At 65.6% G+C, this 23,575-nt stretch carries 22 protein-coding genes; 15 read left to right on the forward strand and 7 right to left on the reverse strand.

Going from position 1 to position 23,575, the window contains the following annotated elements:
* The first annotated feature begins 103 nt into the window (after nucleotides 1–103).
* From R5H30_RS19415 to R5H30_RS19425, 3 genes are all read left to right on the forward strand, one after another.
* Entirely contained in the window at nucleotides 104–1,021 is a 918-nt protein-coding gene (locus tag R5H30_RS19415; protein WP_318330299.1) for an MlaA family lipoprotein, read from the forward strand.
* Nucleotides 1,005–1,616 carry an MlaC/ttg2D family ABC transporter substrate-binding protein gene (locus R5H30_RS19420; protein WP_318330301.1) on the forward strand — a complete coding sequence of 204 codons (612 nt, stop codon included), beginning with the start codon at nucleotides 1,005–1,007 and terminating at the stop codon, nucleotides 1,614–1,616. Before R5H30_RS19415 ends, R5H30_RS19420 begins: the two co-directional genes overlap by 17 nt.
* A 136-nt stretch (nucleotides 1,617–1,752) precedes the next feature.
* Nucleotides 1,753–2,841 (forward strand): hypothetical protein, encoded by a 1,089-nt coding sequence (locus R5H30_RS19425; protein WP_318330302.1) that lies wholly within the window; start codon nucleotides 1,753–1,755, stop codon nucleotides 2,839–2,841.
* Between the two features lie 9 nt (nucleotides 2,842–2,850).
* Here R5H30_RS19425 and R5H30_RS19430 read toward each other — a convergent pair whose 3' ends face one another.
* Entirely contained in the window at nucleotides 2,851–5,094 is a 2,244-nt protein-coding gene (locus R5H30_RS19430) for a transglycosylase domain-containing protein (protein ID WP_318330303.1), read from the reverse strand.
* A gap of 255 nt (nucleotides 5,095–5,349) precedes the next feature.
* Between R5H30_RS19430 and R5H30_RS19435 the strand changes: the two genes are divergently transcribed.
* Nucleotides 5,350–5,688: a P-II family nitrogen regulator gene (locus R5H30_RS19435; protein WP_318330304.1), complete on the forward strand. Its 339-nt coding sequence runs from the start codon at nucleotides 5,350–5,352 to the stop codon at nucleotides 5,686–5,688.
* A 29-nt stretch (nucleotides 5,689–5,717) separates the two neighbouring features.
* Complete coding sequence (amtB, locus tag R5H30_RS19440) at nucleotides 5,718–7,043, forward strand: ammonium transporter AmtB (protein WP_318330305.1); 1,326 nt, start codon at nucleotides 5,718–5,720, stop codon at nucleotides 7,041–7,043.
* Between the two features lie 81 nt (nucleotides 7,044–7,124).
* Here the strand turns inward: amtB and R5H30_RS19445 are convergent, their stop codons facing one another.
* From R5H30_RS19445 to R5H30_RS19470, 6 genes are all read right to left on the reverse strand, one after another.
* Nucleotides 7,125–8,639 carry a catalase gene (locus R5H30_RS19445; RefSeq protein WP_318330306.1) on the reverse strand — a complete coding sequence of 505 codons (1,515 nt, stop codon included), beginning with the start codon at nucleotides 8,637–8,639 and terminating at the stop codon, nucleotides 7,125–7,127.
* Nucleotides 8,640–8,752: 113 nt separating this feature from the next.
* Nucleotides 8,753–9,937 (reverse strand): amino acid aminotransferase, encoded by a 1,185-nt coding sequence (locus R5H30_RS19450; RefSeq protein WP_318330307.1) that lies wholly within the window; start codon nucleotides 9,935–9,937, stop codon nucleotides 8,753–8,755.
* Between the two features lies 1 nt (nucleotide 9,938).
* The gene (gene sseA, locus R5H30_RS19455) at nucleotides 9,939–10,793 is read right to left on the reverse strand and encodes a 3-mercaptopyruvate sulfurtransferase (RefSeq protein WP_318330308.1); all 855 of its coding nucleotides are present in this window, start codon (nucleotides 10,791–10,793) and stop codon (nucleotides 9,939–9,941) included.
* 64 nt (nucleotides 10,794–10,857) lie between these two features.
* Nucleotides 10,858–11,502 carry a glutathione S-transferase family protein gene (locus R5H30_RS19460; RefSeq protein ID WP_318330309.1) on the reverse strand — a complete coding sequence of 215 codons (645 nt, stop codon included), beginning with the start codon at nucleotides 11,500–11,502 and terminating at the stop codon, nucleotides 10,858–10,860.
* Nucleotides 11,495–11,971 (reverse strand): SsrA-binding protein SmpB, encoded by a 477-nt coding sequence (gene smpB, locus R5H30_RS19465; RefSeq protein ID WP_318330310.1) that lies wholly within the window; start codon nucleotides 11,969–11,971, stop codon nucleotides 11,495–11,497. The genes R5H30_RS19460 and smpB overlap by 8 nt, the downstream gene beginning before the upstream one ends.
* A gap of 45 nt (nucleotides 11,972–12,016) precedes the next feature.
* Nucleotides 12,017–12,835: a sulfotransferase family protein gene (locus R5H30_RS19470; RefSeq protein ID WP_318330311.1), complete on the reverse strand. Its 819-nt coding sequence runs from the start codon at nucleotides 12,833–12,835 to the stop codon at nucleotides 12,017–12,019.
* A 147-nt stretch (nucleotides 12,836–12,982) separates the two neighbouring features.
* On the opposite strand from R5H30_RS19470, the gene R5H30_RS19475 reads away from it, so the two are divergent.
* The 10 genes from R5H30_RS19475 (at nucleotide 12,983) to R5H30_RS19520 (ending at nucleotide 23,512) form a co-directional block, all read left to right on the forward strand.
* Complete coding sequence (locus R5H30_RS19475) at nucleotides 12,983–14,560, forward strand: DUF5928 domain-containing protein (RefSeq protein ID WP_318330312.1); 1,578 nt, start codon at nucleotides 12,983–12,985, stop codon at nucleotides 14,558–14,560.
* Between the two features lie 9 nt (nucleotides 14,561–14,569).
* The gene (locus R5H30_RS19480; RefSeq protein WP_318330313.1) at nucleotides 14,570–14,950 is read left to right on the forward strand and encodes a histidine triad nucleotide-binding protein; all 381 of its coding nucleotides are present in this window, start codon (nucleotides 14,570–14,572) and stop codon (nucleotides 14,948–14,950) included.
* 235 nt (nucleotides 14,951–15,185) lie between these two features.
* A complete protein-coding gene (locus tag R5H30_RS19485; RefSeq protein WP_318330314.1) occupies nucleotides 15,186–15,488 on the forward strand; it encodes a hypothetical protein in 303 nt (100 codons plus the stop codon).
* 130 nt (nucleotides 15,489–15,618) lie between these two features.
* Nucleotides 15,619–16,587 (forward strand): c-type cytochrome, encoded by a 969-nt coding sequence (locus R5H30_RS19490; protein ID WP_318330315.1) that lies wholly within the window; start codon nucleotides 15,619–15,621, stop codon nucleotides 16,585–16,587.
* Nucleotides 16,584–19,127, forward strand: coding sequence for a cytochrome c oxidase subunit I (gene ctaD, locus R5H30_RS19495; protein WP_318330316.1), 2,544 nt, complete (start codon nucleotides 16,584–16,586; stop codon nucleotides 19,125–19,127). Before R5H30_RS19490 ends, ctaD begins: the two co-directional genes overlap by 4 nt.
* Nucleotides 19,124–19,501 carry a hypothetical protein gene (locus R5H30_RS19500; RefSeq protein ID WP_318330317.1) on the forward strand — a complete coding sequence of 126 codons (378 nt, stop codon included), beginning with the start codon at nucleotides 19,124–19,126 and terminating at the stop codon, nucleotides 19,499–19,501. Before ctaD ends, R5H30_RS19500 begins: the two co-directional genes overlap by 4 nt.
* A complete protein-coding gene (locus R5H30_RS19505) occupies nucleotides 19,498–20,073 on the forward strand; it encodes a cytochrome c oxidase assembly protein (protein ID WP_318330318.1) in 576 nt (191 codons plus the stop codon). Before R5H30_RS19500 ends, R5H30_RS19505 begins: the two co-directional genes overlap by 4 nt.
* Nucleotides 20,070–21,170 carry a c-type cytochrome gene (locus R5H30_RS19510; RefSeq protein ID WP_318330319.1) on the forward strand — a complete coding sequence of 367 codons (1,101 nt, stop codon included), beginning with the start codon at nucleotides 20,070–20,072 and terminating at the stop codon, nucleotides 21,168–21,170. Before R5H30_RS19505 ends, R5H30_RS19510 begins: the two co-directional genes overlap by 4 nt.
* Nucleotides 21,171–21,215: 45 nt before the next feature.
* On the forward strand, nucleotides 21,216–21,995 hold the full coding sequence (otsB, locus tag R5H30_RS19515) for a trehalose-phosphatase (RefSeq protein WP_318330321.1): 780 nt from the start codon (nucleotides 21,216–21,218) through the stop codon (nucleotides 21,993–21,995).
* 104 nt (nucleotides 21,996–22,099) lie between these two features.
* Nucleotides 22,100–23,512: an alpha,alpha-trehalose-phosphate synthase (UDP-forming) gene (locus R5H30_RS19520; protein ID WP_318330322.1), complete on the forward strand. Its 1,413-nt coding sequence runs from the start codon at nucleotides 22,100–22,102 to the stop codon at nucleotides 23,510–23,512.
* Nucleotides 23,513–23,575 lie beyond the last annotated feature (63 nt).

The raw sequence follows: 23,575 nt of genomic DNA on the forward strand, positions 1-23,575 counted from the left end.
CTGTCGCTGAACGATCACAACATCGATTTCGCTGCACTGCGCACTGGGAATGGCAGCGGAATGGACCTAGGTAAGCCATAGTCAGATTAACGGGATATTTCCATTGTCTCTTACCCTCAGACCAGCTTCGGCTTTCGCGCGCCCGGCCCTTCTTGTCAGCGTCCTGCTGCTTGGCGCCTGCGCCGGAGGCGAACAGGTCTCGCGGAATGCGGATGGCATCTACGACCCTTACGAGGCGCGCAACCGCCGCGTCCACGAGTTCAACAAATCCTTCGACCGCAACTTCTTCCGCCCGGTGGCCAACGGCTACGCGGCGGTTTTGCCGCTGGGCGTGCGCAACTCGGTGAACAACTTTTCCGACAACCTGCAGACGCCGGGCGTCGCGGTGAACAGCCTCTTGCAGGGCAATTTCGCCGACGCCAGCATCGCGACCTTCCGCTTCGCGTTCAACTCGACCATTGGCTTCGGCGGGATCTTCGACGGCGCCTCGGAGTTCAACATCCCCAAGCCCGACACCGATTTCGGCGAAACCCTCGCGGTCTGGGGCGTACCGGAAGGTGCCTACATCGAAGTTCCGTTCATCGGGCCGAGCACCGTGCGCGATTCCGCAGGGCGCGTGATCGACTTCTTCACCAACACCAACCCGGCGACCGCGGGTCTCGACTTCCCCCAGCGCGGCTACCCGATCGCGACCCAGGCGCTGGCCGGGGTCAACAACCGCGCCAAGTTCGGCGATACCATCGATTCGGTGCTGTACGAAAGCGCCGACAGCTACGCGCAGACGCGGCTCATCTACCTGCAAAGCTCCCGCTTCGGAATCGGGACCGGCCTCGCGAACGCGGCGGACCCGTATACCGACCCCTATGCGAACCCCTACGCGGATCCCTATGCGGATGCAGCGGCCGGACAGGTCGCCGCCGCACCCGGTGCCGAAACCGCGGCGCCCGCCGCCGCACAGGCCCCGGCCCAAGGCACTGCCCTCCCCGCCCCCTACGAGGACCCCTATGACCTTCTCCAGTAGTCAGAACCGCAGACAATTCCTGGCAACCTCCGCCGCCGCCTTGACCTGCGCCGGCATCGCCGGTCCCGCCGCAGCGCTGAGCGAAAGCCAGGCCGTGAATCTCGTCAACTCGATCGTCGCCGAGATCAACCGCGTCATCGCCTCGGGCAAGTCCGAAGCCGCGATGATCGGGGATTTCGAAGCGCTTTTCGTGCGTTACGCCGACGTTCCGATCATGGCGCTCTACGTGCTCGGCAACGATGGTCGCAGCGCCTCCGCGGCGCAGAAGCGCGCTTTCACCCAAGCGTTCCAGGGCTATATCTCGCGCAAGTACGGGCGTCGGTTCCGCGAATTTATTGGCGGGCGTATCGACGTGCAGTCCGCACGGGCGATCAAGCCCGGCTACGAGGTGCGCAGCATCGCGTACCTGCGGGGCGAGGCTCCTTTCGACGTGACCTTCCTGGTCTCGGACAAGTCCGGTCGGCCGCTTTTCTTCAACATGTTCATCGAAGGCGTGAACCTGCTTCTGACAGAGCGCACCGAGATCGGCGCGATGCTCGACCGTCGCGGCGGGAACATCGACCAGCTGATCGCGGACCTGCGCGCGTCCGCCTGACCTTCGACGATCGCGCACAGATCACACGTCAAACGCGTTTTGGCGTGCGACGCGGATTGCGCTATTGTAGAACGGGCATTAGTGGCCCGGCCTGCAATTGAAGGTTGCGGCGCTCATCACGACGCGGGATCGAACCATGCTGGACATCGGCGGAGATACCGCCATCAGCCTGATCTACGAAGCCGCCGCAGACGCGGCGCTCTGGCCGTCCGCGCTCGACCGGATCGTGCAGGTCACCGGCGCGAAAGGCGCCGCGTTGCTGATCCGCCCGCCCAGCTCCACCGGCCACGTCAGACCCCATTTCGACACCCGCCTCGATCGCTTTGCGCGATCCGCGCGCGGGATCTACTTCGCCGTCGGTCCCGGCAAGGACCGGCGCCCGGGTTGGAGCGATCTTTGGGGCTGCGCCCTGCACAAACCCGTCCGCGACGACCGCTTCGGCATTCCTGCGTCGGACCTCGATGCGCGCCGGGACTATCGCTATCTGCGCCGGCGGCTGGGGTTCGGACGCCGGATCGGCGTGCGGCTCAGCCCCGATCCGGCATGGTGCGAAGGTCTCGCACTGTTTCTCGGCACCGGGCAGACCGTGCCAAGCGATGATGCATTGCGCCCGCTTCTGCCGCACCTGACGCAGGCGCTCCGGCAGGCGCGTCTTCTCTCAAGCCTCGGTGCGCGGCACGGCACCGGGCTCGACTCGCTGAGACATCTGCGCATCGGCGCCATCTTGGTTCGCCAGGACGGGCGCATAGCACTGCGGAACCGCGAGGCACGGCGGATCCTGTCGCAGGCCGACGGGATCGCCGCGCAGCCCGAGCACAACTTCCGCTGCCATTCGGCACTGCTGACCGCGCGCCTGCACGCTGCCGTTGTCGAGGCCTGCGCGACCGCCGAGGGTCGCGGCAACGTGCCGAGCTTCGAAACCCTGATCGACCGGCCTTCGGGTGCGGCGCCCTGGATCGTCGACGCAACACCTCTGCGCACACGCGGGATCGCCGGTAAGGGCATGGAGAACGCGGCCCTGCTCACCCTGATCGACCCGGACCGGACGGCATGGGTGGACCTCGACGGCTTCGCGCGGATCTGTGGGCTCGGTCCCGCGGCCCGGGACGCCTGTGCCCTGATGCTCGAGAAAGGCGGCACCGGCGCGAAAATCGGTGTGCTCGGGGTCGGGACGCGCGCGGATCTGTTGCGCCTGATCGCCCGGGTCATGCCGCCCGTCGGCTGACCCCAATGCTCAGCGTTCCTCGCCGCGCGGGACCTGGTTGCCCGATCCGCCACCGCCGCCACCGCGCCCCAGAATATCGTTGAGCAGCCCTTCGATCAGGCCCTGCACGGCCCCGCCGCCGCCACCGCTGGCGCCACCGGAGTCCGCAACGGCCCCGCCGTCCCGGACCGATCCGCCACCCTGCGGCGGCAGCATCGGCAGCGGCTTGGGCGGCACGCCTTCATGGACGCGCACCATGACCTCGCGCCAGATCTCGGCGGGAAGACCCGCGCCGGTGACCCCGGTCAGCGGCGTGTTGTCGTCATAGCCCATCCAGACGCCGGCGACGTAATCCGCCGAGAAGCCGACGAACCAGGCATCGCGCGCGGCCTGCGTCGTGCCGGTCTTGCCGGCAAGCTCGCGGCCCTCGAATTGCGCACGGCCGCCGGTGCCCTGCGCGACGACCTTTTCCATCATCCAGATCAGCTGCAGCGCCGCATCCTCCTGGATCACGCGCTCGCCGATGCCGCCGCCTGTGCCCATGAGCGGCTCGGTCTCTCCCTGAAGACGCAACTCGACAAGGCCATAGGGCGTCACCGAGGAACCACCGTTGAGGATGCCGGCATAGGCCCCGGTCATGTCGAGCAGCGTCACCTCGGACGTGCCCAGCGCCATTGCCGGCGTATCCGAAAGATCGCTCTGGATTCCGAAGTCGCTCGCGACCTGTCGCACCAGATCGCGCCCGACACTTTCCGAAACCTTGACCGCGGGAATGTTCAGGCTCTCCTGAAGGGCATACTCCAGCGAAACGACGCCGGCGTACTTCCGATTGTAGTTCTCCGGGCACCAGCGCCCCGAGCCAGGGATGTCCATGCAGAACGGCGCATCCTCGACCGTGTCGAGCGGCGAATACCCGAGATCGAGCGCGGCGGCGTAGATGAACGGCTTGAAGGCCGATCCGGTCTGGCGCAGCGCCTGCGTGGCGCGATTGAAGGCGCCGCTGACCTTGGTCTTGCGCCCGCCCACCATCGCACGGACCGCACCGTCGGCGGACATCACCACGATCGCGGCCTGCGCCTCCGAGCCCTCGCGCACCTTGTTGTCGAAGATCCACTTCAGACCCTCTTCGGCCGCCTTCTGCAGGCGCGGGTCGAGCGTGCTGGAAATGATCACGTCCTCGGTGGTGTTGCGGGTGAAGAACTCCGGTCCCGACGACATCAGCCAGTCGGCAAAGTAACCCCCGGCCTGCGCCTCGGCGGCTTCCGACAGCACCGCCGGGTTGTCGCGGGCCTGCTGCGCCTGTTGCGCCGTCAGGTAGCCCTGCTCTTCCATCAGGCGGATGACCACCGCCGCGCGGTTCTGAGACCGGTCCAGATTGTTCGTGGGCGCAAGCGTCGACGGCGCGGTCAACAGACCGGCCAGCATCGCGCCTTCCGCCGCGTCCACGGCAGCGGCCGGCTTGCCGAAGTAGCGCTGCGCCGCGGCCTCGGCCCCGTAGGCGCCGCCGCCCATATAGGCCCGGTTGAGGTAGATCGAGAGTATCTCGTCCTTGGAGTACTTGAGTTCCATCGCCATCGCGTAGACGGCTTCCTTCATCTTCCGGCGCAGCGAGGTCCGCCTGCAATCGGCCTCGTATTCTGCCTCGGTCATGCCCGAGGACTTGTCGTAGGGTTCGCCGAGGCAGAGCAGCTTGGCGGTCTGCTGGGTGATGGTCGAGCCGCCGTGTCCCTGCAACGGACCACGGCCTTCGCTGAGGTTGATCCGGATTGCGCTGGCGATACCGCGCGGGCTGAGTCCGAAATGCCTGTAGAAGCGCCGATCTTCGGTGGCGACAACGGCATTCTTGAGGTGCGGCGACACGCTGTCGGCCGTGACCACGCCACCGAACTGGTCGCCGCGCCAGGCAAAGACTTCTCCGTTGCGGTCGAGCATCGTGACCGACCCGCGCGCGCGTCCGTCCAGAAGCGCATTCACGTCGGGCAGGGAGGTGTAGTGGTAACCCACGATCAGCGCGACCATCAAAAGAACAACGATCGTGGTGACGACAAACGTGGTCCAGACAAAGCGCATAATCCAGCGCGCCACAGCGCTGAAAAAGCCCAGGATGCCGCCGCGGCGGCGCGGTGCCTGGCGCTTCGGCTTTCGCCCGAACCAGCGCGACGACGTCTTTGCCGATTTCTTCGAACCGGTCGCACGTTTCGACTTGCGCGACGCCGGCTTGGCGTAGCGCTTGTCGGCCACCAGCGGCCGTTTGCCCTTCGATGAATCACCCATGAATGCCTGCCCGGCCTGTCTTGTTTTCGGCAGTCTAGTCGGTCTCGCGGGAATTGTTGAGACGGTCAACCCCGCTTTCGGACTTTCTCGATCGCACAAAAATCAGGCATTTTTCCCGCACCGCCTAAAATTCAATCATTCGCCTTCGCTTTAAGGTCGCAAACCCGACGGCTCAACTTCCGCCCACGGACACAACTGCGGTCTTGTTCACCCACGCTGACCGCAGGACGACCTGCCACAACAAGGGGACACGGGGTGAAACTAATCATTGCGACAATCAAGCCGTTCAAGCTGGAGGAGGTCCGCGAAGCGCTGACCACTGCCGGTGTGCGCGGCATGATGGTGACGGAGATCAAGGGGTTCGGTTCCCAGTCCGGGCACACGGAAATCTATCGCGGCGCTGAGTACGCGGTGAACTTCGTGCCGAAGGTCAAGATCGAGATCGTCGTCGCCGAATCTGCCGTCGACCAGATCGTCGACACGATCACCAAGACCGCCCACACCGGCAAGATCGGAGACGGCAAGATCTTCGTTCTGAATGTCGATCACGCCGTGCGCGTCCGCACCGGCGAAACCAACGAAGACGCGCTGTGAACCCGCGCCGATAACCAGGGATACGTATCATGAAGTTTCACAAGCTCCTCCCCTACGCCGCAGCCGCGATCGCGCTGCCGACGCTGGGACTGGCACAGGAGGCGACGGAGGCTGCCGAAGCCGCCGAGCCTGCAACCGATTTCGCCTTTGTCCTCAACACGCTGCTGTTCCTGATCGGCGGTTTTCTGGTGATGTGGATGGCGGCCGGCTTCGCCATGCTCGAAGCAGGCCTCGTGCGGTCGAAGAACGTGGCGATGCAGCTCACCAAGAACATCGCGCTCTTCTCCATCGCCGCCATCATGTACTGGTTCATCGGGTATTCGATCATGTACCCCGGTGACGGCTGGGCGATCCCGGGTTATCTCGGCAACCTCTTCTCGCCCTATCCGGTGAACGGTGAACCGGATCTCGAGACCGGTTACTCGGTCGCCTCCGACTTCTTCTTCCAGCTGATGTTCTGCGCCACCACCGCCTCGATCGTCTCGGGTACGCTGGCCGAGCGCATCAAGCTCTGGCCGTTCCTGATCTTCACGGTCGTTCTGACCGGCGTGATATACCCGATCGAGGCGTCCTGGCAGTGGGGCGGCGGCTGGCTGTCCGAAGCCGGCTTCAGCGACTTCGCCGGCTCGACGCTCGTTCACGCGGCAGGCGGCTGGGCAGCGCTGGCAGGCGCCCTGATCCTCGGTCCGCGCCTCGGCAAGTACGCCAAGGACGGCAAGGTCGTCCCGATCCAGGGCTCGAACCTCGCTCTGGCCACGCTCGGCACGTTCATCCTGTGGCTCGGCTGGTTCGGCTTCAACGGCGGTTCCGAGCTTGCTCTGGGTGCCAACGGCAGCGCGAACAACGTCTCGATCATCTTCGCCAATACCAACATGGCCGCAGCGGCCGGCGCTGTGACGGCGCTGATCCTGACGCAGCTGGTCTTCGGCAAGGTCGACCTGACGATGGTGCTCAACGGCGCGCTGGCCGGCCTCGTGTCGATCACGGCGGGTCCGCTCGACCCGACGCTCTTCGGTGCGCTCTGGATCGGTGCCATCGGCGGCGTGATCGTGGTCTTCACGGTCCCGATGCTCGACAAGCTCAAGATCGACGACGTGGTCGGCGCGATCCCGGTCCACCTGCTTGCAGGAATCTGGGGCACGCTCGCGGTGCCGTTCTACACCGACGGCGCCTCGTTCGGGACGCAGCTTCTCGGCATCATCTCGATCGGCATCTTCGTCTTCGTGGTCTCGGCGGTGATCTGGTTCATCCTCAAGGTGACCATGGGCATCCGGGTCAGCGAAGAGGAAGAGATCATGGGTCTCGACATGGCCGAACTGGGCATGGAGGCCTACCCGGAGTTCGCAAAAGGCTGACCGTTTCCCTCCCTCGCGGTCAAAACGGAAAGGCCCGGGCAGTCACGCCCGGGCCTTTTCTCGTTGCACGTCACGAATTGACTATTCCGCGGCGGTCCGCGGCGTGTCGTCGGTCACTGGCAATGACGGATCGCCATGCTCACCGGTTTCCAGCGCCTTGCGCACACCGGCCTCGTAGTCGGGGTGGACCTTCTTCAGCACTGCAAGCCAGCGTTCCTTGACCCCGTCGGACACCGGCGCCATGCCACCGGCCATGTTGCGGTGCAGCCGGTCGCGTTCCTCGTCATTCAGCACCTCGGCATAGAGCGCGCGCGGCTGAACGTAGTCAATGTCGCTTTCCTCCTGCTCGAAGCGTGCCGCGACAGCCTCGGGGTCGATACGCAAGGGCGGCTCGGCCACCGAGGCATCCGCGACAGGGCCGTCGTGCTGGTTCGGCTCGTAATAGGCATCCGGGTTGCCAAAGTCGTTCGAGAAGAACCGCATCGCGCCGTCCTTGTGGTAGTGCTGAACCTTGGCGTTCTTGGGCGCATTCGCGGGCAGCGCCTCGTAATGGGTGCCGATCCGATAGCGGTGCGCGTCGGCATAGGACATCACCCGCGCCTGAAGCATCTTGTCGGGTGAGAAACCGATCCCCGGGACGATGTTGTTCGGGTTGAACGCCGCGTTCTCGACCAACTGGAAGTAATTCTCGGGCATGGTGTCCATGACCAGCTCACCCACCTCAATCAGCGGATAGTCGCCATGCGGCCAGACCTTGGTCAGGTCGAACGGGTTGAAGTCGGTCTCGAGCGCCTGCTCCTCGGTCATGACCTGGATGAAGAGCGTCCACTTGGGAAAGTTGCCGTCCTCGATCATGTGCCACAGCTCTTCCTGGTAGCTCTCGCGGGTCTTGCCGATGATCTCGGCCGCCTTGGCGTCGGTCAGCCACTCGTGACCCTGCTGGGTCTTGAAGTGGAACTTGACCCAGTGGCGTTCGCCCTGCGCATTCCACATCGAGAAGGTGTGGCTGCCGTAGCCGTTCATGTGCGCGGGCGAGCGCGGAATGCCGCGATCCGACATCAGGATGGTGACCTGGTGGACCGACTCGGGCTGGGCCGCCCAGAAATCGAACATCGCCTCGGGGCTGCGCATATTCGTCTTCGGGTGGCGCTTCTGGGTGCGGATGAAGTCCGGGAACTTGAAGGCGTCGCGGACGAAAAAGATCGGGGTGTTGTTGCCGACCATGTCCCAGTTGCCGTCCTCAGTGTAGAACTTCAGCGAAAAGCCCCGCACGTCGCGCTCGGCGTCCGCCGCACCACTTTCGCCGGCCACGGTCGACCAACGCGACAGCACCTCAGTCTGCTTGCCGATCTCCGAGAAGACCTTGGCGCAGGTGTATTTCGTGATGTCTTGGGTGACGCGGAAGTGCCCCTGAAGGCCCCAGCCCTTCGCATGTACCACGCGCTCGGGGATTCGCTCGCGGTTCTGGTGCGCGAGCTTTTCCAGAAGGTAGTGATCCTCCATCAGCAGCGGGCCACGGGCGCCTGCCGTCAGCGAGGTCTCGTTGGTCGGATAGGGCTTGCCGGAAGTCGAGGTGAGGGTGGGCTTCTTGGTCACGGGCCTGGCTCCTGTGCTGTGAATGCGCCGCACGGCCCAGAGGCCGTGCGCTCAGTCACAGAACGGACCCGCCTGCCGGAGGGTTCCCGAAATACCTCGCCCGCCGTGGCGAGTCAGACGCCGACGTCGATGATCGCCTGGGCCAGCTTCGGCACGGTCCGGTCGTTCAACCCGGCGATGTTCATCCGGCTGTCGCCGATCATGTAGATCGCATGATCCCGGCGCAGCGCCTCGACCTGCTCGGGCGTCGCCCCGAGGCGCGAGAACATGCCGCGGTGGTCGCTGATGAAACCGAAGCGGTCCGAGCCGGAGATCTTCTGCAACGCGCCCGCAAGGCTTTCGCGCAGACGCAGCATGCCCTTGCGCACTTCCTCGAGCTCCGATGTCCAGTCGGCGCGCAGTTCGGGATCGGTCAGGATCATCGTGACGACGCGCGCGCCGTGGTCGGGCGGAAAGCTGAAATTCTGCCGGTTCAGGAAGGCCAGCGTGTCCTGGTCGAGCTTGCGCGCCGATGTGTCCTGGCTCACCGCCATCAGCAGGCCGGTGCGTTCGCGGTAGATGCCGAAGTTTTTCGAACAGCTCGCCGCGATCAGGCACTCGGGCACCGAGGACGCCACCAGCCGCGTGCCTTCGGCGTCGGCTTCCAGCCCGTCGCCGAAGCCCTGGTAGGCGATGTCGATCATCGGCACCGCGCCGGTCTCGTTCAGCACTTCGATCACTGCCTGCCATTGCTGGCTGTTGAGGTTGGCGCCCGTCGGGTTGTGGCAGCAGCCGTGCAGCAGCACCACGTCGCCCTTGCCGGCCGTCTTGAGGTCTTCGATCATCCCGTCGAAGTCGACCGCGCGGCTGTCGTTGTCGAAGTAGCGGTAGGGCACCGTCTCGATCCCGAGGTAGTTCAGGATCGACAGGTGATTGGGCCAGGTCGGGTCCGAGACGAAGACCTTGGCGTCGGGCCGCGCCATCTGCACCAGTTCGAAGGCCTGGCGCACCGCGCCGGTCCCGCCGGGCGTCGCGGCGAACGCCACGCAGTCCATCGGCACCGCATCGCCGAGGATCAGCTTTGCCATCGCCTCGCCAAAGGCCGGGTCGCCGATCAGCCCCGTGTAGGCCTTGCTCTCCTGGGTCTCCCACAGCTTGTGCTCGGCCGATTTCACCGCCCGCATCACCGGCGTCACGCCGTTGGCATCCTTGTAGACGCCGACGCCGAGGTCGATCTTTCCGTCCCGCGGATCCTCGCGGTACATCTGCATCAGGGCGAGGATCTTGTCGGCCGGCTGGGCCTTCAGGGCTTCGAACATCTTATGCGTCTCCGGTGGCTACGGGCACGGTCGGGAACATTCCCCACTCGGCCCAGGATCCGTCGTAAAGCGACCAGTTGGCCACGCCCATGCGCTCCAGCGCCAGCGCCAGAACAGCCGCGGTGACGCCGGATCCGCAGGAGGTGATCACGGGCTTTTCGAGGTCGACGCCGGCCGCCTCGAAGATCGCGCGGCAGGTCTCGGGATCCTTCATCGTCTTGTCGTCGTTCAGAAGGTCGGTGAAAGGTACGTTGCGCGCGCCCGGGATGTGTCCGGCGCGCAGGCCCTCGCGCGGCTCGGGAGCTTCGCCGCGGAAACGCGAAGACGAGCGCGCGTCGACGATCACGTGATCGCCGAGCTTTGAGGCCGCGGAGACCTGCGTCACGTCGCGCACCAGCTGGTTCTGCACCCGCACGGTCATGTGCCGGTCGCGCACGACGGGCGGCATGTCCTCGACGGGCCGGCCCTCGGCCTGCCATTTCGGGAAACCGCCGTCGAGCACGGCGACGTCCGTCTGTCCCATCAGCCGGAACAGCCACCAGACCCGCGGCGCCGAAAAGATGCCGGCCCCGTCATAGATCACCACCTGGTGGCCGTCACCCACGCCCATCGCGCGCATGCGCGACATGAACTTCTCGGTCGGCGGCGCCATGTGCGGCAGGTCCGAACGCTGGTCGGAAATCTCGTCGATGTCGAAGAACCGCGCGCCGGGGATATGCGCCGCGTCGTATTCGGCTTTCGCGTCGCGCTGCATGTCCGGCAGGTACCACGAGGCGTCGAGCACACGCAGGTCGGGATCCTTGAGGTGTTTGGCCAGCCAGTCCGTGGAGACCAGCGTTTTCGGATCGTCACCCATGCGACAGCCCCCAGCTTTGAAAACGCCTCGTCGTACCGCCGCAACCGGGCCGAGGCAACCCTGCTCAGGCGGTGAACGGCCTCGGGTCGGTGCGCGCAAAGCTGGGCCGGCGCGAGATCGTCCGAAAGCGGGCCAGCAGCGCCGGGCAGTCTCCCAGCATCTCGTGGCCCTGGGGCGCCATGTCGAAATAGGCGAGCATCGGCATCAGGTGCAGATCGGCCTGGGTCACCGGACCGTCGCCCAGCGCAAAGCCTTCCTCCGCGATCCCCTCCAGCGAGGTCAGCACAGGCGCCGCGTCCGCGATCGCCGCCGCGATCCTGTCCGGATCGCCCGGCGTACCGAAAGCAGGGTTGAAGACGGCCTCCGAGAAAACACCGCGTACCAGCGCGCGGTACCCGTAGTGATCGATGATCCCGATGACCTGCTGCATGCGCGCCACCGCGCGCGGATCCTCCGGGGTGAGCGACGGGTCGGACCCGAGCCCGTCGAGGTAACGCACGATGGCCGCGGTTTCGTAGAGATGGAAGTCGCCGTGCGACAGCACCGGCACGCGGCCGAACGGCGTATGTTGGCCGAGGATCGGATCGACCGGATCGCCGAACGGATCGACCTCGACATGATCGGCCTGCAGGGACTTTTCAAGAAGCGTCATACGCACGACGCGCGTGTAAACGCTGAACCGGTAGCCGATCAGGCGCAGATCAGCCATGGTCCTTGAGCAGACGGGATTTCTGCCGGGACCAGTCGCGCTTGGCCGCGGTCTCGCGCTTGTCGTGCAGCTTCTTGCCCTTGGCGACGCCGATCTTGATCTTCGCCATGCCGCGATGGTTGAAGTAGAGCACCAGCGGCACCAGCGTCATGCCCTTGCGCTGGGTCGCGTTCCAGAAATTCGCCAGCTGCTTGCGGTTCACCAGCAGTTTGCGGCGGCGCCGCTCGTCATGCTGGAATGTCTTGGCCTGCTTGTAGGGCGCGATGTAGGAGTTCACCAGCCACAGCTCGCCCTCCTCGACCGCGGCATAGCTTTCGGCGATGTTCGATCCGCCCTCGCGCAGCGACTTGACCTCGGAGCCTTCGAGCACGATGCCGCACTCGACGTCTTCCTCGACATGATAGTCGAAGCGCGCGCGCCGGTTTTCGGCGACGACCTTGTAGTTGGGGTCGGGTTTCGTCTGGGCCATGGCCGGCAGATGTAGTGCCCGGCGCAGGGGCGCGCAAGAAGCCTGCTACTGGCCGAGCTTCTTGTGAACCTCGTCGAGGTCGATCTCGGCCACCGGCATCCTGTTGGCCGGATCCCAGGCGTCGTACTTGAAAACCTCGAAATCGCGCTTGTACATCTCGTAGACCAGATGCATCGACAGGTCGTCGAAGAAGTCCTCGACCGGGTGGGCGCGTTCCGGTCCGTGATCGGCGCTTTCGTTGAAACGCGGAACCGCGGACAGATCCACCGGCACCGGCGTCTCGATCGCGTCGAGCACCCCGCGCATCCCGTCCTCGAACCGCTCGGTCCAGATGATCCGGTCGTAGCTGCCGCCGTTGACGATGAAGGTGCTGACGTGTCCCGACATCGCCGACCAGTGGATGTCGGGCTCCATCGGCTTGCGGAAACGGACCGTGTCGCGGGCGAAGAGCAGAAAGCGACGGAACGAGGCGATCTGGTCGAAGTCGCCACGCCCGTCCGCGCCGCCGACCTCAATGCCGTATTTCTGCGCGAGGATCGGCACCAGGTTGCCGCGGTAGCGGTTGCCGTTTCGCTGGATGCCACAGATCTTGTCGAAGAACGAACTCAGGATTCGCGTGTAGGGGTTGCGCACGCAGGTGAAGGCAAAGGATTTCCGGCCCGTGACGGTCTCGGTGATCCTGGCCTGGCTTTCGGGCATCGCCCATTTGTGCAACCCGCTGTCAGCGTCGTGAATGTCGCCGTCGTAAAACGTGCCGTGATCGGAGTAGTAGAGGATCTGGCCGATGGTCGAGCAGGCGCATTTCGGTACCACGCGGTAAACCGCGCTTTCGCTTTGCGTCATCCATGTGCCCGGAAAGCCCATGTCCTGGCCGCTCCTGCCTGATGCACCCGTTCCCCCCGGCTTGCGCGCCCGGAGGAGGTCGAAAGGCGGTTGACGCTCCGGCCGGAACCACCCTTCATCACTATCAGGTCAAACGACGGCGGACAAAAGGGCAGACGGCACCGAGACATGGCGAAACTGGCCTACATCCTGCTTTGCCACAAGGACCCGGCCACGGTCGTCGACCATGCCCGCCGGCTGACCGCCACGGGCGACGTCATGGCGATCCATTTCGACCGGCGCGCGTCCGCAGCAGACTTCAAGCGTATCCGGTCGGAACTGGCGGACAACCCGTCGGTGCGCCTCGTCGAACCGCGTCTGCGCTGCGGCTGGGGTGAGTGGTCTCTGGTCAAGGCGACGATCTCGGCGCTGCGGACCGCGCGCGCCGCCTTCCCGGACGCGACGCATTTATACCTGCTGTCGGGCGATTGCATGGCGATCAAGTCAGCCGAGTACATCCACGCCTTTCTCGATGCGCGCGATGCCGACTTCATCGAAAGCTTCGACTTCTTCGACAGCGACTGGATCAAAACGGGCATGCGCGAGGACCGGCTGATCTACCGCCACGTCTTCAACGAGCGCCGCCGCAAGCGCCTGTTCTATGCCGCCTACGAGGCCCAGAAGAGGCTCGGCCTGCGCCGCAAGATCCCCGCCGGCCTGCGCATCCAGATCGGCAGCCAGTGGTGGTGCCTGCGCCGGGAGACGGTGGACAAGGTGCTCGACTTCGCAGACAGCCGGCCCGACGTGATGCGCTTCTTCCGTACCACCTGGATCCCGGACGAAACCTTTTTCCAGACGCTGGTGCGCCACCTCGTGCCGACGCCCGAGATCGAGACGCGGACGCCGACCTTCCTGCTGTTTTCCGACTACGGCATGCCGGTGACCTTCTACAACGACCACTACGATCTGCTGCTGGCGCAGGACTACCTCTTTGCACGCAAGATCAGTCCCGAGGCGACCGACCTGCAGCGCAAGCTGGGCGCGCTTTATGCGGCGAAAGGCATCCGCTTCCAGATTTCGAACGAGGGCCGGTCGCTCTTCGAGTTCGTCACAAAGCGCGGGCGCATCGGGCGGCGCTTTGCCGAACGGGTCTGGGAAAAGGACTCCACCGTCGGGCGGGACCGCGAACTGCTGATCGTCCTGTGCAAGAAATGGCACGTGGCCAAGCGCGTGCTCGACCGGATCCGGCAGGTCACCAACGTGCCGGCGCTGGAATACATCTTCGACGAGGACGAGGCCGGGCTTCCGGATCTCGGCGGTATCGAGGCGTCGCTTGCCAAGCGCACCCGGCACCGTCGCGCGTTGATGCGGATGCTGTTCGACTTCTTCGGGACCGACCGGATGATCGTCTGCGTCGACCCCGGTCGCCTGGATCTCGTCGCCGATTTCGCCCGCGACCGCTGCACCACGCGGCTGCTGGAGATCGAATGCCATTTCAGTGACAGCTACCTTGCGGGCCACGCGGTGCGCGTCGGTCTGGCAGGCGCGCAGACAGCACCCTCGACACTTGCCCGGGTCCTGCCCACGATCCGAAACGACATCCTGCACGAGGCCGACCGACTCCGCGACGCGGGTTTCCACAACCACCTGCGCATGCGAGAACGCGCCGGTGTCGACGAAAACGCTCATGCCCTCGCCGAATTCCTGGCGCTCGGGGCGGATGGCGCGCGCGAGATCGCGTCGACGGAATACCTTTTTGCCGATTGAGAGAGCGACATGGCCTACAGCTACGACGACCAGAACATCTTTGCGAAGATCCTGCGCAAGGAAATTCCCAACGACACGGTGCTCGAGACCGAGCACAGCCTCGCGTTTCGCGACATTGCTCCACAGGCACCGGTGCATGTGCTGGTGATCCCGAAAGGCGCCTACGTCAGCTATGACCATTTCGCCGCCGAGGCTTCGGACGCCGAGGTGCTGGATTACACCCGCGCCATCGCGAAGGTCTGCGAGATGGAGGGCGTGAAGGTCGATGCCAGCGAGGGCTTCCGGCTGATCTCGAACGCCGGTGCGCATGGGGTACAGGAGGTGCCGCACCTGCACGTGCATATCCTCGGAGGCCGCGAATTGGGCCGAATGCTCGGCAGGGCCGACTGAAACGGCCGATTCGCGCGAAGTGGCGGCCTTCGATCACGGCGTGTATCGCTGCAATCTGAGGTCGCAGCCGTGTTCGACGGCTGCGCGGCGTGGCACAACTTCGGCGCATCATTCGCGCTGGGCCGCCTGAATTTTGTGCAATCATCGGCTGACCCGGTAAGCGAATTACAACTTTAGTCTGATACGCGATATGCTCCGGGTCACATTTTCAGTGACGCATTTTCGGGAGCTTTCGATGACCGAAGCACGCAATTATTCTCGTTTGATACCTTTATTTCTGCTCTTAACTTTTTCTGCGGGCCACCCCGCGCAACCCTCGGAAGCGGGGCGCGCGACATTCGTCGAGTTGCGGATCAGCGCCTGCCGGGATGACGAGTGCCGCGATTTCTCGCTGCTGTTCGACCCCTTCGAGGTTTCCGTGATGACCTGCATGATGTCTGCGCAGCAACAGGCCGCCCTGTGGAGCGCGTCGCACCCCGGTTGGAACATCACGCGCTTCACCTGCAGCATGCACGGCGCGGACGGTCTCGAAGCCTGACGCCGCCGCCCGACGAAGTGCCAGAACGCGGCCTGCGAGGGCCTGTTCCCTCAACCGGTTTCACGTTTTCGGGAACCTTCCCGAAGGCGTCGGGTTGAGTCTCAGGGACAGCCAGGGACACTACCTTTTCATGTCGATGACGGTCCGGCACGCGATCATCCTGCCGACGTTACTTGTTTTGTCCGCCTGCGAGGGACGGCACAACTGGCTCTCCGGCGCCGGACGCGAAGCTTCGCAGATCGAAACCTTGTTCTGGCCGCTTGTCTTCGGCGCGGCCGTTATCTGGCTGCTGGTCGTGGGCCTTGCCATCTACGCCTTTCGCTGCGCCCCGGAACCCGAGACCGAGGGTCGCGCCCGCGCCTTCGTGCTGTGGGGCGGCGCAGTGTTTCCGACGGCGGTGATCGCGGCCCTGCTGGTGTCCGGTCTGCTGGTGCTGCGCGGCATCGCTGCGGGCGACGGCGAGGTCACGATCCGGGTCGACGGCGAGCAATGGTGGTGGCGCGTCACCTACGACACGCCGGAAGGTCCCGTGACGTCTGCCAACGAGGTGCGGTTCAGAGCCGGCTCCCGCACCGAGATCCTTCTGACCTCGGACGACGTGATCCATTCCTTCTGGGTTCCGGCACTGGGGGGCAAGATCGACATGATTCCGGGCCGCGAGAACCGTCTGCTGCTGACGCCCGAGACGGTGGGTGACTGGGGTGGGCTTTGTGCCGAATATTGCGGTGGCGCCCATGCGCAGATGCGCTTCTCGGCGATCGTCATGCCGCCCGGTGACCACGCCGACTGGCTGCGGGCCGAGGCGCGCCCGGCAGCAGTCACCGACGGTCCGGGCCTCGAGGTCTTCCTGTCTCGCGGCTGCGGAGCCTGCCACGCGATCCGTGGCACGCCGGCCGAAGGACAGGTCGGCCCGGACCTCACGCATCTCGCCGCGCGCACGACTCTCGGTGCTGGCGTTCTGCCAATGACCCAGGCTGCGCTGTCGGACTGGATCACCGACACCGGGCGGGTCAAGCCGGGCGTGCTGATGCCCGGCTATCCCGACCTTCCTGAGGCCGAACTCGCGGTCCTGCTCGATTATCTGATGGCCCTCGAATGACCAGCCTTGCCGACCTGCCGCCGCCCGCGCCCTACGACGCCGAGAAGGACGAGGCGCAAAAGCAGCGCCTGCGCGATACCTGGCGCGCACCGTCGGGCTGGCGGTGCGCCTCGGCGGTCAACAACGCCATCGTGGGCAAGTGGTACACCTACACTTCCTTCGCCTTCTTCGTCTTCGCCGGCGTACTGGCCCTGATCATCCGCGCCCAGCTTGCGGTGCCCGAGAACGACCTCGTTTCGATGTCGTTCTACAACCAGGTCTTCACGCTGCACGGCACGGCAATGATGTTCCTTTTCGCGGTGCCGATCTTCGAGGCGGTGGCGATCCTCGTCCTGCCGGAACTGCTGGGCGCGCGTGACCTGCCTTTCCCGCGCCTCTCGGCCTTCGGCTACTGGTGCTTCGTCATCGGCGGGGTCTTCGTCTGCGGCTCGCTCTTTTTCGACGCGGCGCCGAATGGCGGCTGGTTCATGTATCCACCGCTGTCCTCGGACCCCGACCAGACCGGGATCGGCACCGATATCTGGCTGCTGGGCCTGTCGTTCATCGAGGTCTCCTCAATTGCCGCCGCGATCGAGCTGATCGTCGGCGTTCTGAAATCGCGCCCGCCGGGGATGCGGATCAACCTGATGCCGCTTTATTGCTGGTACGTTCTGGTCGTCGCCGGGATGATCCTCTTTGCCTTTCCGCCGCTTATCGCCGGCGACCTGCTGCTGGAGATGGAGCGCGCCTTCGGCTGGGCCTTCTTCGATCCCGACCGGGGCGGCGACCCGCTGCTCTGGCAGCATCTGTTCTGGATCTTCGGGCATCCGGAGGTCTACATCGTCTTCCTGCCCTCCATCGCGATCATCGCCACGATCCTGCCGACCTTCGCCCGGCGCACGCTGATCGGCCATTCCTGGGTCGTGCTGTCGGCGGTGGGCGTCGCGTTCCTGAGCTTCGGACTCTGGGTGCATCACATGTTCACCACCGGGCTGCCCAACATCTCGCTGGGCTTTTTCTCGGCGGCTTCCGAGGCGGTCGCGATCCCGACCGGCATCCAGATCTTCTGCTTCATCGCCACGCTCTACATGGGCCGCGCGGTGCTGTCGGTGCCGATGCTCTTTGCCGCCGGCGCGTTGGCGATCTTCGTCTTCGGCGGGCTCACCGGGGTGATGGTCGCGCTGGTGCCCTTCGACTGGCAGGCGCATGACAGCTACTTCGTCGTCGCCCACCTGCATTACACGCTGATCGGCGGGATGCTCTTCCCGCTTTTTGCCGGGGTGGTCTACTGGTACCCGTTCATGACCGACAAGAAACTGTCGGACCGGCTCGGCAAGGTCTCGTTCTGGCTGATGTTCTCGGGCTTCAACCTCGCTTTCCTGCCGATGCACTGGACCGGCGTGATGGGCATGCCGCGCCGGGTCTGGACCTACCTCGAAAGCGACGGCTGGGGCTGGCTCAACATGATTTCGACCGTGGGCGCCTTTGTGCTGGCCGCCGGGTTCTGCGTCTTCGCCTTCGACGTGCTGCGGCCCAAGGGACGCGAGCCCTATGTCAAGCGCAACCTCTGGGGTGCCGCGACGATGGAATGGGCCGGCGAGGTGCCGGGCGAGCTTTGGGGCATCCGCTCGATCCCGGTCATCACCACGCGCTACCCGCTCTGGGAGCAGAAGAACCTGCTGGAAGAGATCGACCGCGGCGAGTGGTTCCTGCCGGATGCCGAGGAAGGCAGGCGCGAGCTGATCGTGACCGACATCCTCGACGCGCGGCCGATGTTCGTGCAGCGCGTGCCCGGCCCGAGCTTCAAGCATGTCGGCGCGGCCTTCGCGCTGGGCGCGGTCTTCATACTGGCGACCTACAAGCTCTGGACCATCACGATCCTGTCGGGGCTCGTCTTCATCGGCATGACGATCTGGTGGCTCTGGACCGCGACGGCGCGCCCCCCGGAAAAGGCCCAGAAGGACTGCGGGCGCGGGCTGACGCTTCCGCTCTACCAGTCGGGCAGTTCCTCCGTGGGCTGGTGGGCGATGTTCATCACGATGATCGGCGACATGACGGCCTTCTTCGGGCTGGTCTTCGCCTATTTCTTCTTCTGGACCGTGCACGGAAGCTTTCCACCCGCGGGGACCGCACCGCCTGAGATGGGCTGGCTGGTCGCAGGTCTCGTCTGCGGCGGTCTCGCCTGGGCGGCGGTCTATCACGCGATGCGCACGAACATCGCCGGCAACACGCGCCGCGCCCGCCTGGCCCTTCTCGCCGCAACCGTTCCGACTGTCCTCTGCGGCAATGCGATGGTCCGCGCGGCGCAGGGTCTCGATCCCACGCGCGATGCCTATGACGCCACGGTCTGGGTGCTGGTGCTCTGGCTTGGCGCACACCTGCTGCTCGGGCTGATCATGCAGCTCTACTGCGTGGCCGGGACGCTCTTCGGCAAGCTTACCTCGGAGTACGACGCGGATCTGCGCAATGTGGCGCTTTACTGGCATTTCATGTTGGCGACCGTGGTCATGGTCTTCGCGATGCTGGCCTTGCTGCCGCTGGCGGGCGGGGGTGCCGCATGAAATATCCGCGTCTCATCGACGAAGGCTCGGTCTGGATCGTCGTGGCGCCGATGGTGATCTGGGCCGCGCATTTCCTCGTCTGCTACTGGATCGCCGCGGTGATCTGCGCCCGGGACATCCAATCCGACCTCGACATCCTGCGACTGAGCGTTCTGGGATTGACGGCGCTTTGCATCGCCTTGCTTGCCGTGATCGGCGGCATGGCGCGCCAGCAATACGGAGGCAGGCTGATCGTCGATGAGGAGATCACCGGCAACGAGGTCGATGCCCGCAGCCATTTTCTGGGTCACGTCGCCCTGCTGCTCTGCGCGCTCGGCATCGTCGCGGTAATCTTCACCGCAGTCCCGACACTGGTGTTCGAGGCCTGCCGATGATCGCGCGCCTGACCGGTCTCGCCCTTCTGGCGCTGCTCTGGCTGTCGCCGCTTCCGGCCCTCGCCGCCGGGTCGATCGTGCTGCACATGGTGCTGCATCTGGCGATCATCGCCGTGGTCCCGGCCCTTCTGGCCCCGAGGCTGCCCGTGACCGTCACGCCCGTTTTCCTGGCGGCAGCGGTGGCGCTCGAGATGCTCGTGGTCTGGGGCTGGCACAGCCCGGCGGCGCATCTCTGGGCGCGCCTGTCCCCGGAGGGGCTGGTGCTCGAGCAGGGCAGCTTCCTGCTGGCGGGCCTGCTGCTCTGGTCGGCAGCCCGCAGCGCCGGACCTTACGCCGGCGCGGCGGTGATGCTGGCCACGGTCATGCACATGACGCTTCTGGGCGCGATCATCGGCCTCGCGCCACGCCTCGTCTACGGAGACATCTGCGCCGAGTATCTCGGGCTCGATGCACTTGAGGAACAGCAGGTCGCCGGAGCGCTGATGGCGCTCGGTGGCGGATGTTTCTTCCTGATGGCCGCCCTGCTGCGGCTGGCTCCGGCGCTCAGAGCACGTGACGAGGCCCGCGCATGATGCCCCAGCGAGGCCGCCTTGGACTCGTGGCGGGCGTGCTTCTCGCGGGTGCCATCGCGTTCTACGTGCTGGCCCCTTACAATATCGCCGCGTCACGCAAGCATTGGCCCGGTGTCGGCGAACTGCTGCATGGCTACATGGGTAACGCCGTCGCCGCTCGGGCAGCGACGATCGAGATCCCCGGGCATATCGACCTGAGCGACCCTGCCCTGATCCGGCTCGGCGCCGCGCATTTCGCCACCGGCTGCGCCACCTGCCACGGCGCGCCGGGCCTCGACCGCGCACCGGTTGCGCGCCGGATGCAGCCCGCCCCGCCGCGACTGGACGGCAGCGACTACTCGGCTGAGGAACTCTACTGGCTGGCCCTGCACGGGCTCAAATATACCGGCATGCCCGCCTGGCCCGGTCTGAAACGAGAGGACGAACCCTGGGCCGTGGCCGCCTTCCTGTCGGCCTACGATGATATGGACGTTACCAGCTACCGCGCCCATGCCCTCGGCAATAGTGCCGCCTCCGAGCAGGAGGCCATCGCCTTCGGTGACCTGTCCGGACCGCTGTCGCTTGCCGAGGACTGCGCGCGCTGCCACGGGCGCGACGGGCAAGGCCGCGACGGCACCGCCCCGAAGCTCGCCGGACAGAGCGCCGTCTGGCTGGAGAAGACCCTTAAAGACTATGCCTCGGGTCGCCGCCAAAGCGGGTTCATGGGCCCCGTCGCGGCGCCGTTGACCGAAGCCCGGATCGCCGAGATCGCCGCGGAATTTGCCGGCATGTCCGGCGCGTGGACCGGTCGGCCGTGGCCGGACGGGGATGCCGGGCGCGGCGCCGAACTGGCCCGGGCCGGCGACGAGCACGAGGAGGTCGCCTCCTGCGCCTCCTGCCACGGTCTGCGGCAAACGCCGCCCGCGCGGCCGGAGATCCCGCGCATCGCCGGGCAGGATGGCTACTGGCTGGTGACATGGCTCCGGCTGTGGCGCGATGCGCCGCAGGCCGCGGATCCCGCCGGGCTGCGCATGCACGCGGCCAGCCGCGGACTGAGCGATGACGACATCGACGATATCGCGGCCTACTATTCAAGTGACCCCGCCGCGACCCGATGACCCCGCTGCCCGGCGCGACCACCACAACAAAAGGAGACGTCAATCGTGACCGACGACACCCGCCTCGTACCGCCGCCACGAGAACTCGATCTGGCCAGTCACGCCTTCTTCCTCGATTTCGACGGCACGCTCGCGCCCATCGTCGACCACCCCGACGCGGTGAAACTGGCGCCCGAGACCGCAGAGCTGGTGCAGCGCCTGGCCGATGCCTGCGACGGGGGCGTCGCGATCGTGACCGGGCGTGCGCTGGCCAGCGTACGGCCCCACCTTGGCCCCCTGTCGCTGGTGGTTTCGGGATCGCACGGACACGAGATCCACTGGCCCGACGGCCCCGAGACCGAGGCTGCGCAGGCGGCCGAACTCGATGCGGCCTTCGCGGCGCTTGACGGTTTCGCCTCCGACCGCGGGCTCAGAATCGAGCGCAAGCCGGGCGCGGTCGCGCTGCACTACCGGAATGCCGAGCATCACGGAGCCGACGCGCGCGCCGCGGTCGAGGCCGCCGTTGCGGGCGATCCCGACCTGCGCGCCATCCATGGCAACATGGTCAGCGAAGCCGCACTTGCGCGCGCAGGCAAGGGCGTGGCGGTTCGCGAACTGCTCAAATCCGCGCCGTTTCGCTCCAAAACGCCCATCATGGTCGGGGACGACGTCACCGACGAAGACGGGTTTCGCGCCGCCGCGGACCTCGGAGGCTTCGGTCTGCGCATCGGACGCGCGTCGACGGATGCCGCCTATCAGGTTGAAACGATGGACGATTTCTTCGGCTGGCTGGACGGTCTTCTGCCTCCGGCTGACGGGAAATCAGGCTCGGGTCAGGAACATTGACGAAGTCGGGTTCGTTGGCTTCCTGTAACCTTCGTCCCCAGTTTGTTATCGTTTCACCATAGATTGTTTCCGGCGAATCCCTTACTCGATGAGAGCGAACCAGCATGTCCGGCAGACTTGTCGTCGTTTCCAACAGAATCCCGACCGGAGAGCAGCCTTCCGGCGGGCTGGTGGTGGCACTGCACGACGCGCTGAGCGAGATCGGCGGGGTCTGGATCGGCGCTCATCCCGATGGCGACGCAGCGCCCGATCATGACGGGCTGTTCGAGATCGCGGACGATCCTTACACGCGTCTCGCCTTCCGACTGAACGAGGATGAATACGACAACTACTATCTCGGCTTCTCGAACTCCGTGCTCTGGCCGATCTGCCATCGCCGCGTCGACCTGGTGGAACTCAAGCGCGAGTACGAAGAAGGCTACCATGCGGTCAACGCCCGGCTCGCCAAGCTCATCGCCGAGGTGGTCGAACCCGACGACCTGATCTGGATTCACGACTACCACCTCTTCCCGCTGGCAGAAGAGCTGCGCAAGCTCGGCGTGACGGCGCGGATCGGGTTTTTCCTGCACATTCCCTTCCCGGCGCTCGGCGATCTCGGCGCGCTGCCCGCACCGCAGGACTTCGCGCGCTGGCTGGCCGCCTTCGATCTGGTCGGATTGCAGACACGTGCCGACACTGCCCGCTGCTTCGAGATGTTCCGCTCCGACCCGCGGGCCGAGTTCCTGCCGGACGGGCGGATCAAGCTCGGCGAACGGCGGGTGGCGGTGCGCGCCTTCCCGATCGGGATCGACGTCGAGGCATTCCGCAGTGCCGCCGAGCAGGAAATGACCAAGAACCCGTTCGGCCCCGACATGCAGGGCGACGTTGTGCTCGGGGTCGATCGGCTGGACTATTCCAAGGGCATTCCGACCCGCTTCCACGCCTTCGGGCGCTACCTCGCGAAGAGACCGGACAAGGACCGGCGCACCAGCCTCGTGCAGATCGCGCCGCCCTCGCGCGAGGAGGTCGCGGCCTATCGCCAGATTCAGCTCGAGCTCGAGGAAATCGCGGGGCATCTCAACGGCGAATATTCCGAACTCGACTGGACGCCGATCCGCTACATCCACCGCGCGCTCGACCGCGATCTTCTGGCCCAGCTCTACCGGCGCTCACGGGCCTGTCTCGTGACACCCTTCGCGGACGGCATGAACCTCGTTGCCAAGGAATACATCGCCGCTCAGGATCCCGAGGATCCCGGCGTGCTGATCCTGTCCCGGCTGGCCGGGGCGGCCGAGGAACTCGAAGAGGCCCTGCTGGTCAATCCCTACGACATCGAGGAGATCGCCGAGGCCATCGAGACCGCGCTCGACATGCCGCTCGACGAGCGCAAGAGGCGCCAGGCGGCCTGTTACGCCGCGGTCACGGCCAGTGACATCTCGGTCTGGACCCGCGATTTCCTGCGCGCCTTCGAAAGCGGCGCGCCGGGCCTGAAGATGAGCGATCTGGACTCCGACCGCCCGGCGCCAGCGTTTGGCTGAACTACCGCCATGTTGAGACGCAGGGGATCTTGGTGGTGTCGCAGCGGGTGCTGTAGGTTTTCG

Source organism: Roseobacter sp. FCG-D35 (genome assembly GCF_033436665.1).
Classification (GTDB): domain Bacteria; phylum Pseudomonadota; class Alphaproteobacteria; order Rhodobacterales; family Rhodobacteraceae; genus JAWQFO01.